The organism is Microcoleus sp. (assembly GCF_049646505.1).
GTDB lineage: Bacteria > Cyanobacteriota > Cyanobacteriia > Cyanobacteriales > Microcoleaceae > Microcoleus.
This window is the reverse complement of record NZ_JBARVX010000568.1, coordinates 1-10485: the sequence shown is the minus strand read 5'-3', so window position 1 is coordinate 10485 and position 10485 is coordinate 1. Positions and strand designations below refer to the sequence as shown.

9 protein-coding genes and 1 pseudogene are annotated in these 10485 nt (G+C 45.6%); 5 read left to right on the top strand and 5 right to left on the bottom strand.

The window, feature by feature from the left end; genetic code table 11:
* From WBA89_RS26675 to WBA89_RS26655, 5 genes and pseudogenes are all read right to left on the bottom strand, one after another.
* Nucleotides 1-173 (bottom strand): helix-turn-helix domain-containing protein (locus WBA89_RS26675; protein ID WP_424410670.1); only part of this gene is annotated, 173 nt, incomplete at its 3' end.
* Between the two features lie 31 nt (nucleotides 174-204).
* Nucleotides 205-1399 (bottom strand): annotated as a pseudogene (locus tag WBA89_RS26670) (RNA-guided endonuclease InsQ/TnpB family protein).
* A 482-nt stretch (nucleotides 1400-1881) separates the two neighbouring features.
* On the bottom strand, nucleotides 1882-3666 hold the full coding sequence (gene aspS, locus WBA89_RS26665; protein ID WP_424410668.1) for an aspartate--tRNA ligase: 1785 nt from the start codon (nucleotides 3664-3666) through the stop codon (nucleotides 1882-1884).
* A gap of 160 nt (nucleotides 3667-3826) precedes the next feature.
* Nucleotides 3827-4432, bottom strand: a complete 606-nt coding sequence (locus WBA89_RS26660) for a hypothetical protein (protein ID WP_424410667.1) — start codon at nucleotides 4430-4432, stop codon at nucleotides 3827-3829.
* Between the two features lie 214 nt (nucleotides 4433-4646).
* Nucleotides 4647-5270, bottom strand: a complete 624-nt coding sequence (locus tag WBA89_RS26655) for a macro domain-containing protein (protein ID WP_424410666.1) — start codon at nucleotides 5268-5270, stop codon at nucleotides 4647-4649.
* A 118-nt stretch (nucleotides 5271-5388) separates the two neighbouring features.
* On the opposite strand from WBA89_RS26655, the gene crcB reads away from it, so the two are divergent.
* The 5 genes from crcB (at nucleotide 5389) to WBA89_RS26630 (ending at nucleotide 10347) form a co-directional block, all read left to right on the top strand.
* Nucleotides 5389-5787 carry a fluoride efflux transporter CrcB gene (gene crcB, locus WBA89_RS26650; RefSeq protein ID WP_424410665.1) on the top strand — a complete coding sequence of 133 codons (399 nt, stop codon included), beginning with the start codon at nucleotides 5389-5391 and terminating at the stop codon, nucleotides 5785-5787.
* 447 nt (nucleotides 5788-6234) lie between these two features.
* Nucleotides 6235-6567, top strand: a complete 333-nt coding sequence (locus tag WBA89_RS26645; RefSeq protein WP_424410669.1) for an ABC transporter permease subunit — start codon at nucleotides 6235-6237, stop codon at nucleotides 6565-6567.
* A 233-nt stretch (nucleotides 6568-6800) separates the two neighbouring features.
* On the top strand, nucleotides 6801-7688 hold the full coding sequence (locus WBA89_RS26640) for an amino acid ABC transporter substrate-binding protein (protein WP_424410664.1): 888 nt from the start codon (nucleotides 6801-6803) through the stop codon (nucleotides 7686-7688).
* 150 nt (nucleotides 7689-7838) lie between these two features.
* Nucleotides 7839-9236 (top strand): magnesium transporter, encoded by a 1398-nt coding sequence (mgtE, locus tag WBA89_RS26635; RefSeq protein ID WP_193971438.1) that lies wholly within the window; start codon nucleotides 7839-7841, stop codon nucleotides 9234-9236.
* Nucleotides 9237-9441: 205 nt separating this feature from the next.
* On the top strand, nucleotides 9442-10347 hold the full coding sequence (locus tag WBA89_RS26630; protein WP_424410663.1) for a hypothetical protein: 906 nt from the start codon (nucleotides 9442-9444) through the stop codon (nucleotides 10345-10347).
* The last annotated feature ends 138 nt before the right edge of the window (nucleotides 10348-10485 follow it).

The following is a 10485-nucleotide window of genomic DNA, read 5'->3' as shown; positions in this document are numbered from 1 at the left end:
TGGTACAGGTTAGCCATAGCAAGTATGTTTTCAGCGTTAGGTAGAGCCTTGCCTAATTCCCAGTCAGCTTGTCTTCGCTCGGAAATTCCGATTTTTTCTTTAACTTGAGGGCGTGTTAGTCCAGCTTTTTCTCTGAGTAGTCTCAAAGGAGACTTCTGCTTTTCTTTTGACACTCCCTGGCCTGAAGGCGCAGGGATTCTTGGATCAGCCAGTCGATTTGCTCATTGATGCTGCCATCAATGAGTAGAGATCGGTCTGTCCCCCAGCGTGAATTTCGGTGTGCCCCACCGTATTTAAATTAATTTTTGCCTGTTTCAACCCTTTCGCCAAAATGTTTTTTCCAGCGTTGTGGTCGCGATCTAATGTTGTACCACAACCGCAAATGTGAGTTCGGGTTGATAGGGTTTTCTTGACCAGGTTGCCACAGTTAGAACACTGCTGGGATGTGTACTGTGGTGGAACAGTAATTACCGTTTTACTGTACACTTTTCCAAAGTATTCTAACCATTGAGCAAATTGTGACCAAGCCGCATCGCTAATTGATTTAGCAAGCTTGTGATTCTTAACCATGTTCCGCACTTGAAGGTCTTCGTAGACTATAAAATCGTTAGATTTTACCGCGCCGGGCGCCGTCTTTATGGCGAAGTCTTTACGCTGCCGACTAACCTTTAAGTGTTTTCTTCCTAACTTGTTGATCGCTTTCTTTCGGTTTCTAGAACCTTTCTTCTTCCGAGAAACTCGCTTCTGCAATCTCTTCAGAGCTTTTTCGCTTTTGCGGAGATACCGAGGGTTAGGAACTGTTTCGCCATCGCTATCAGTATAGAAGTTGGTTAGTCCAACATCTATTCCAATGACTTTACCAGTGGAAATAGCTTCCTCTTTCCGCTCCACGTTGATACAGAATTGGGCATAATAGCCATCGGTACGACGCACAATTCTGATTCGCTTTATCTCCTGGGGTGCATAAAAATGCAAGTCTCGGCTACCGACTAACTTAAACTTTCCAGCAGCAAAGCCATCTTTAAGTGTCAAGCACCTTTTGTCGGTAGAAAGTTCCCATCCCGACTGTTTGTACTCAACGGAACGGGTATGCTTCTTAAACTGCGGAAAACCCTTTTTTCCTGGTTTTTTAGCTTTACCATTAGCAAAAAAACGTTGGATAGCAAAAATGGCACGTTCCGCCGAAGCTTGACGCGCCGTTGAATTAAGTTTGCCCGCCCATTCAAACTCTTTTGCCATTACGGCACACTGTTTGTACAGGTCTACTAGCTTAATTCCTTGATTGTCTATCCAATGTCTAAGAGTTTTGTTTCGGACAAATTGAGCCGTCCGAATCATTTCGTCCATGATCCGAATACTGCTGTGCTTTGCCTTTCAATTTAAACTCTAATACTATCATTGGAGTAGTTTATCATTTTTACTGAAACTTTTACTTACAAATCTGTGTATTTAACAAATCTTAATGTTCCTATAATTAAAGCCGTCCTATAAGGACGGGGCTTTAGACCCAATTTCTTGGTAATAATACTTACAAGCCACGATCGCAATTTCGACCTCCGCAACTTGGTAAACTAATCGTTTTTACCTGTTTTTGATTGTGATAATTATAGCGTTTTTAGTTTAATGATAACGAAGTATTCTCGGAAAAAACCCGGTTTATGACAGCGCACAAACCAAAGAAACCGGGTTTTTCGCAGTTTCTGGGAGGTGTGACGAGTATTCTGGAAAAAACCCGGTTTCTCGCCACCCATCCACTATTCATTGAAGGTGTTTTACATCTCGCAATCCTTGCAGGAGTCGTAAACTTTTTACCCCACCCCAACCCTCCCCTTACCAAGGGGAGGGAGTAAGAAATTCACAAATGATTTAGGATTGCTATACCTATGTTTTCGGTACGTAAGTCGATCGCACTTGCAACTCCTTCAACTGCTTATCATCCACACCAGCCGGCGCATTCGTCAGCAAACAACCCGCCTGCTGCGTCTTCGGAAACGCAATCACATCGCGAATCGATTCCTCACCAGCCAACAGCATCACCAACCGATCCAAGCCGTAAGCAATGCCTCCGTGGGGCGGAGTTCCATACTCAAACGCATCCAACAAAAAGCCGAACTTATTGTAAGCTTCCTCAGTCGATAAACCGATCGCCTCAAACACCTTTTCCTGAACATCCCGCTGATAAATCCGCAGAGAACCACCGCCCACTTCCGTGCCGTTTAACACCAAGTCGTAAGCTTGAGCCCTCGCCGTCTTCAAATCGTGAATATCGTCAGGATGCGGCGCAGTAAACGGGTGATGGATAGCTTCTAAACGCTTCTCGTCAGCGTTCCATTCAAACATCGGGAAATCCGTCACCCACAGCAGATTAATCTTGTCTTTGTCAATCAGTCCCAATTCGTTACCCACGAACAAACGCAATCTATCCAAAGTCTTATTGACAGTGATTTCATCGGCTGCTGCAAATAACAACAAATGACCCGGTTGCGCCCCAGTGCGATCGAGCAATTCCTGTTTTTGCGCTTCCGTCAAATTATCCTTAATTGCGCCGATCGTATCAATTTCGCCATTTTCCCGCACCCGGATAAAAGCCAATCCCTTCGCACCGGCTTCTGTGGCTTCCTTAAACAAATCGCCTTTTTTAATCCGTTCATTAGAAAAAGCCTCATTCCCGCCCGGAATCGGCAAAATCTTCACAATTCCGCCCGCAGCCACCGCACCGGAAAATACCTTAAATCCCGAATCTTTCATCAAATCGGAAACATCGACCAATTCCATACCGAAACGAGTATCCGGTTTGTCGCTACCGTAGCGGTTCATTGCTTCTGCGTAAGTCAAACGCGGGAAAGGACAAGGCAATTCAACGCCTTTCACTGTTTGGAAAATATGGCAGACTAAACCTTCATTTAAGGCAATTACTTCTTCCACAGACATGAAACTCATTTCCATGTCCAATTGCGTAAATTCCGGCTGTCTGTCGGCGCGCAAATCTTCATCGCGGAAGCAGCGGGCAATTTGATAATATCTGTCAAAACCAGACACCATTAACAATTGTTTGAACAACTGCGGCGACTGCGGCAAAGCGTACCATTCGCCCAAGTTGACGCGGCTGGGAACTAAATAATCTCTCGCACCTTCGGGAGTCGATCGAGTTAAAATCGGTGTTTCAATTTCCATGAAACCCTCAGCATCTTCCAGGTAGCGGCGCATGGCTTTGACTACTTGGTGGCGAAGCTGCAAGTTGCGACTCATACGATCGCGCCGCAAGTCCAAATACCGATATTTCAAGCGCAAATCTTCCCGCACATTTTCATTTTCCGCCGTGGAAATCTGAAACGGTAACCGCTTGCGAACCGCATTTAACAACTCAATTTCGTCCGCGTAAATTTCTATTTCACCCGTAGGCAATTTGGGGTTGAGGGAATCTTCGGGGCGGTGGCTGACTCGCCCTGTAATTTTCACCACGTATTCGCCGCGCAAAGACTCAGCGCCGTGATAGGAGTCGGGGGTGCGTTCAGGATCGCTGACAATTTGCACAATACCCGATCGATCGCGCACATCGAGAAAAATCACTCCGCCATGATCGCGGCGGCGATCCACCCAGCCGTAAAGGGTGACAGTCTCTCCGATATGTTTGCTTCGCAGGTCGCCGCAGTAGTAAGTTCTCATGGTTCGGGGTTTTGGACTAAAAATAAAGCTTTTTTATTATGCAGTATGGCTGAACCTTTTGCTGAATGCAAATTAAAGGGCGATCGCTATTAGCCCGCCCAGCTTTGAAACCGGGCGGGCGGGCTGTAGCGCAAACATTGCCAGATTGTGTCCAATCTTGCTAGGAATCGCCGCCATTGTTGCGAGACTTCTCACAAAACGCCGTTAGCGAGTTCCATGCAGACTTAGCCGTTTCCTTCAAGCGAGTGCCCAGCGACTCAATTTCTCCCACAACAACGTGCCAATTTTTTTCAGTTTGTTTCTGAATGTCGTCAACAGCTTGTTCGATGCGAGATCGTTCGACCAATTTATTTTGTTCCACCGCTTCTCGCGCTTGTCGCACTGCTTTCAAATAAGCTTCGCGGCTGACTTCGCCGGCATCTTGTACCTGCGCTTGCGCCCGCGTTTTAATCGCATCAAGTACCAGCCAATTTTTCTCGGATTCTTTTTTAATCAGGCTGACTGCTTCTGTCATTCTTTCTTTGGCGGTTGACTTATTTTCGTCGATCGCGCTGCTGGCCTTATTCACAGCGTTTAAATAAGCTTCGCGGGTGAGTTCGCCGGCGGCTTGAAATTCGGCCGTGGCGCGTTTTTTGATTGCTTCAAACAAAGCCGCAGTTTCTGCGATCGTTTCATCAGTCGCGTCGGGCATCTCTTGTTTGACGATCGCCGTCGTTTCGGGAGTTACCTCTACAATTGTTGTTTCAGTCACATTTGGATCTGTCATCAGAATTATCTCCTTTCTTAAATCCGGTGGGAATGGACTTTGTATTTATAGCGCCAGAATTCATTCTGGCATTTTAGCATTGAAGCCGCCTGTCGGATACCGCCCACTTGCAGGTACGGTTTAGCGCACTTAAATTTATGATAATTCCCTTACCTAACAACACACAAAAAACTTAATTTTTCTAAATCAAAGTTTAAGATTGAAATTCAAAATCTTACCCCTGCAAATCTCGGACATCGCTATTCTGTAACAATTGGTGACTTTTTTGGGCGTACAGCCAAGATTGAGGAAATTTGTATCGATCTAGGAGGATATCTTCGAGGGCGACTTTCATCTGATTGGCGCAGATGTGCGGTGGTACTTTGCCCGTGCCCGCGCTCATGTCGGGAATTGCGATCGTTTCAATGATATGTTTGACCGGCGTTCCGTCTGCAACAGTGCCATGTTTTACCAAAGTTAAAATAGCGCGGGTTGCTAGATAAACATTTACTGTTTCTGTTAAAATCGTGGGAACCCGCATCAGTGGGGCAGCTATCAAATAGGGAACTTTATCATGATCTGTATCTACAACTTCTGCCAATCCTACTAAAAGTTCGCCGTGATGGCGAGTCTGAATTAGTTTTTGCAGGCGTTCTTGAACGTGACCTCCAAAATACTCCGAAATTGTTAAATTTAAGCCGCAGTCCATGAACCCAAAACTATTCGCCGGACTAACCAAAGCATCGCATTTTACCTCGAAAATTGAGCCTCGGTGGATTTTGACGTTTTCAATGTTGCCGCAAGTGCTTTCCCAAGCTTTAACTAAATCATCATCTGCTGTTGCCAGCACAATTTGCATAAAAACTCTCAATTGATTTTAATTGGCAACAGCCTGAGCGATCGCCAATTTGATTGTACAATATTTTACATGAGTCAGCTCAGTATAAAATCTCAAATCTCAAATCTCAAATCGTTTGATGCTACAAGACCCGAATCTCCGACATCCGATCGCCATTAGTTTCGGTGCCATCGCCGGCGCTTTGAGCAGGTATTATATCACCTTGTGGTTTGCCAACCGTTTCGGTACAGCTTTTCCCTACGGAACTTTTTTTATTAACATCACCGGTTGCTTGGCTATGGGATTTTTTATCACCCTCGCTTTTGAACGGGTGCCGGCGATTCCGACGGAAGTTCGGTTAATGGTTGCGACGGGCTTTTTGGGCGCTTATACTACTTTTTCAACTTACGGTTTAGAGTCAAATGTCTTGTGGCGCGATCGAGCTTACAGCCTTGCCGCATTTTACTGGGCCGGCAGTGCCATACTCGGAGTAATTGCCGTTCAGTTAGGCAGTATTTTAGCACAAATTGGCAAATAGATAAATACAGTTTACATTTTTTATTAGATAGAATCGAGCATCTGTAGGGAAACAGCAATGCCTAAGTCCGGCGAGTTATCGGCAAATTAAAAATAATTTGTATAAAATCAGTCATTGTAGCAATAATTTTCAAAATTAATCTCAAAATCCAGTTTTTTTAGAGAAACCCGGTTTGGGCGATCGCTCATCATTTCAGCTTTAATTGATATCTCGCAGATTTTACCCACTGTCGCCAGCAGGTCTTGCGAAAAATGAGTTTATGGGGTATAGGTATGGAAACCCAAGAATCAATTTTAAGACTAGCGGACGGGAACTCCTGTCTGCAGACAAATATCCGTTGTCAGTTTACGATCGGGGCTATTTCATTCTCAGGAAAATCAGGATTTTGTAGGGGTTGTGGATGGTGCGGGCCGACCCTGCCCTGTCTAGAAGGGCGATCGCGGGGGGATTTGCCCTACAAAGAATGAAATAGCAGGGCTAATTCAGCGCTGGAAAACTTTAATTATTCCCGGAATCTTTCCTTACTTAATCACAGGAATTATTACGGCGGTGGGGGGAGCTTGGAATGCGAGTATTGTCAGCGAATACGTGCAGTTTGAAGGTGAAATAATTACAACCAGCGGCTTGGGCGAGACGATTTCTGAAGCCACGGCATCGGGCAATTTTCCTCTGCTGTTAGCAGCTACTTCTGTGATGTCGCTGCTGGTGGTATTAACTAACCGTTTGGTGTGGCGGCCGCTTTACCGTTTGGCACAAGAAAAATATCAGTTGTTGGTTTAATTTCGGTGGCAGTATCATGTCCCGTCGCTCTACAACAATTAAATTCGTTCGATCGTTTTGAATGAAAGTCATTTGATTTATGAAGACTTGCATTCCGATGCGGAGAACACCCGATCGCGCGCAGCACCCAAAACACCCCGACCGCCCAAAATTAGACCGCCAAAATATATTGACAATGTTAGTTTTGTGCGTATGATATTAAAACCCCGTAAAATATTTAATTGGATGTTAAAGTGACCGACCCAAAAAACACCAGCAAAACCATAAAATTTGCAGCGATCGGCTTCGTACTTTCGATATTGTTTCCCGCAGCTTTACCCGCAGTTGCCTCAGCCCAGACAGCACTGCAAGAAATTCGGCAAACAGGCATTCTCAAAGTCGGCATCAGAAAAGATGCTGCTCCCTTCGGCTACTTAGAAGGCGAAAATTGGCAAGGAGTTTGCATCGAAGAGTTAGAGTTTTTCCGAGCTGACTTAGAAAAGAAATTAAATCGCTCTGTTCGCTTAGAAAAACTCGAAACAAACCTCAACGAATCAGCCGAAAAAGGGCGATTCCGCAGCGTCACCAGCAAGCGCGCTCACCTGGAATGCGGGCCCAATACAATCCTCCAAAATCCCCCCAGCGGGATTGCCTATTCACTGCCCTTTTTATACAGCGGCACGTATCTGTTAGTCAAGCCAGAAAACAAACTGAGAGTCAATCCTTCGGGATTCCTGCAAGGCGCGACAATTGGCGTGTTGAACGGTTCCCTTACCGAACAATTCATTGCAGGCAGATATCAACTAGCCAACCAGCAAATTTATGAAGGTATCGCGGGCCGACAGTCGGGTGTGGCAGATGCCGCAGCCGGAAAAATCGATGCCTTCGCCAGCGATGGAATGCTGTTAGTTGGAGAAGCGCTGAGACAGGGTTTAACTCAAAACCAGTATTCTTTGATACCGGAGCAGCCTTTAACCTGCATTTCCTATGGCATGATCCTGCCTGCAGGCGATACTGAATGGAAAGAAACGGTCAATAATTTTATTCGCAATCAAAGTTCTACGAATTTGTTGGAAAAAGTGTTCGGGCCCAATTCTCCTTTCCTACCGATGAGTATCGCCGATCAAAATAAATGTATTTGAGTCGAAATCGGGTAAGGTGCTGCGTGTATGCCCTATAAATAGGGGTAAGGTGCTGATTTGAGGGCAAGTCCGATCGCTGCAATCAGTGGTGTCAATAGGCTCTAAACTGGATTCAGGAAGGCGCGCAGCACAGGTTTAGGAGGGTCATCAGTGACAGAAAAAAATTATCAATCCTCTTCGCTTCCCACCTACGCGCGAAAAGAACTGCGGGAATTAGTTCGATCGCAGTTAAGGGCTTTGTTGGAACAAGGAGACTTTAAAGGAGCAAAAGCGATTTTGCATCCGGTGCAGGAGGCCGACATCGCTGAAGCCATCGAAGGGCTACCAGAAACCATGCAGGTAATAGCCTTTCGGTTGCTTTCCAAAGACGAAGCCATCGGAGTTTACGAATATCTCGACTCCAGCGTTCAGCAGTCCCTCTGCGAAAAATTCAAACGCCAAGAAGTCCTCGACATTGTAGACAAAATGTCGCCGGACGATCGAGCAAAACTGTTTGACGAACTGCCGGCGATATTAGTCCGCCGCCTCTTAGGTCAATTGAGCCCAACAGAACGCGAAGCTACAGCCCAACTTTTGGGTTACGAAGCCAGTACCGCCGGCCGGATCATGACCCCAGAATACATTTCTCTCAAAGAAAGCTTTACCGTCTCCCAAGCTTTAGACCGAATTCGCTCTTTGGCCAAAACTACCGAGACTATTTATTCTCTTTACGTCACCGATGCAGCCCGCAGCCTGACGGGCATTTTATCCTTGCGGGATTTAGTCACTTCTCCCCTGGACAAAACTGTCGGCGAAATTATGACCCGCGATGTAGTTTCTGTTCAGACTGGAACGGATCAAGAAGAAGTAGCTAGGCTGATCCAGCGTTACGATTTTTTAGCAGTGCCCGTTGTAGACCGCGAACAGCGTCTTGTGGGGATCATTACAGTTGACGACGCGATCGACATTTTAGAAGAAGAAGCCGATAAAGATATTTATACCTTGGGCGGTGTCCAGTCCGGCGGCGACAATTATTTTCAGACCGATTTAATCACCGTTGCTCGCAAAAGGGTGGTGTGGCTGTTTGTTCTGCTTTTAACCAATACAGTCACTGGGGCAATTATTAGAGCGCAAGAAGATATTTTGCAGCAAGTAGTCGCCCTAGCAGCCTTTATTCCGCTGCTGACGGGCACTGGAGGCAATGTCGGAGCCCAGTCTTCGACAGTTATAATTCGCGGTTTGAACACTGACGAAATTACAGCGATGGGCCCGTTTAAAGTAATTGTGCGCGAGGGGATGGCGGGAGCGCTGTTAGGAGCTATATTGGGGACTGTAGCAACGGGCTGGGCTTACACTCTGCAAGGGAATTTAGCAGTGGCAATCGCAGTGGGAGTAAGTTTGTTGGCGATCGCAATTTTAGCTTCTCTTGCCGGTTCATCTCTGCCGTTTCTATTTCGTTCTTTGGGTTTAGACCCCGCTTTAATGTCTGCTCCTTTTATTACCACCGCAGTTGATGTCCTCGGAGTTTTGATTTATTTCAGTTTAGCTAGACTAATTTTGCAGCTTTAATATATTTAATTAGATGACGGTCAATAAACAATTTAATTTGTTTTTCACCGCTGCTCAATTCAGAGCCTGCATCCGATCGCACTTTATTTTTACCTGCATAATTATATCTATTTAAAAAAATAATGCAATTATAGGCAAACTCCAAACTCCCATCGACCTCGGTCATTCTCAATCAAAAAACAAAAATAAAAAATGGTATTAGCCTATGTCACCATCCAATTCACCAACCACAATCAAAAAATCCCAGCCTAGCAATTTGTTAGACACTGCTGAATTGGTTTTTCTTGCTGCTTCGGCTGCGGGATTGGCTGCTAGTTTGGTTTGGCAGCAGGGCGTTTATGTCGAAGTGCCTGTAGTGATTTCGCTGGTGTTGAATTTTGTGAACCGGCAGAAGCTGCACGGGCAAGTTAAAACAAGTACGGCGGCTGTGTTCGATCGCGTAAATCAACAAGCAGCTACTACCGATCGCGCGATCGAGCAACTGCAACTTGCTGTAAATACCCTAGACGAAGCCCTCGCCCAAACATCCCGCGAAAATCTGAATGTTGGGCCCGGAGAAAACGTACACTCTTTAATTTCCGCCATTGAGAACCTGCGCCAGCGACTAATCATTTTAGAAAAAACTATTAAAATGATTCAAAGCGAGATCGAAGTCACCAGTCGCCAATTCAAACAGCGGCCGGAATTGCAACAAGTCGAAACTTTGACAACAATCATTCTCGACTTGCAGCAGTTTATCAACGAACTCCCGCAGTGGGGCAGTTTGCAGCAGCGGCAGCTAACAGAACTCCAGCAAAAAGTAGATGATGCTTTAGGGCGGCTATCTGAAGAAATTGCTGCTATTCCCAACCGCGTGCAGGAAGCAGTGGGCGATCGCAATTCTCAACCAGAGAGTTCTGCCGGTCAAAACAATGCCGTTCTACCTAAAACCCAGAATGAGAAAATTCGCCAGAAATATCCCAGAGCTTATGTCAAGTGGAGTCAGGATGAAGACGAAAATTTGAAGCAAGAATATGCTAGCGGTCAACAAATTGACGAATTAGTTAAGAAATTTCAGCGACAGCCTGCTGCCATTCGTTCGCGCTTGCAAAAATTAGGATTGATGGAATAATATCAAGGGAATTGGGAATTGGGAATTGGGAATTGGGAATTGGGCATTGGGCATTGGTTACTATTTCACGAAAATTGAGAACCGCTATATCGAGACTAATAGACTTCTTGCAAAAATAGTTAGGACGCTGCTCAGAGC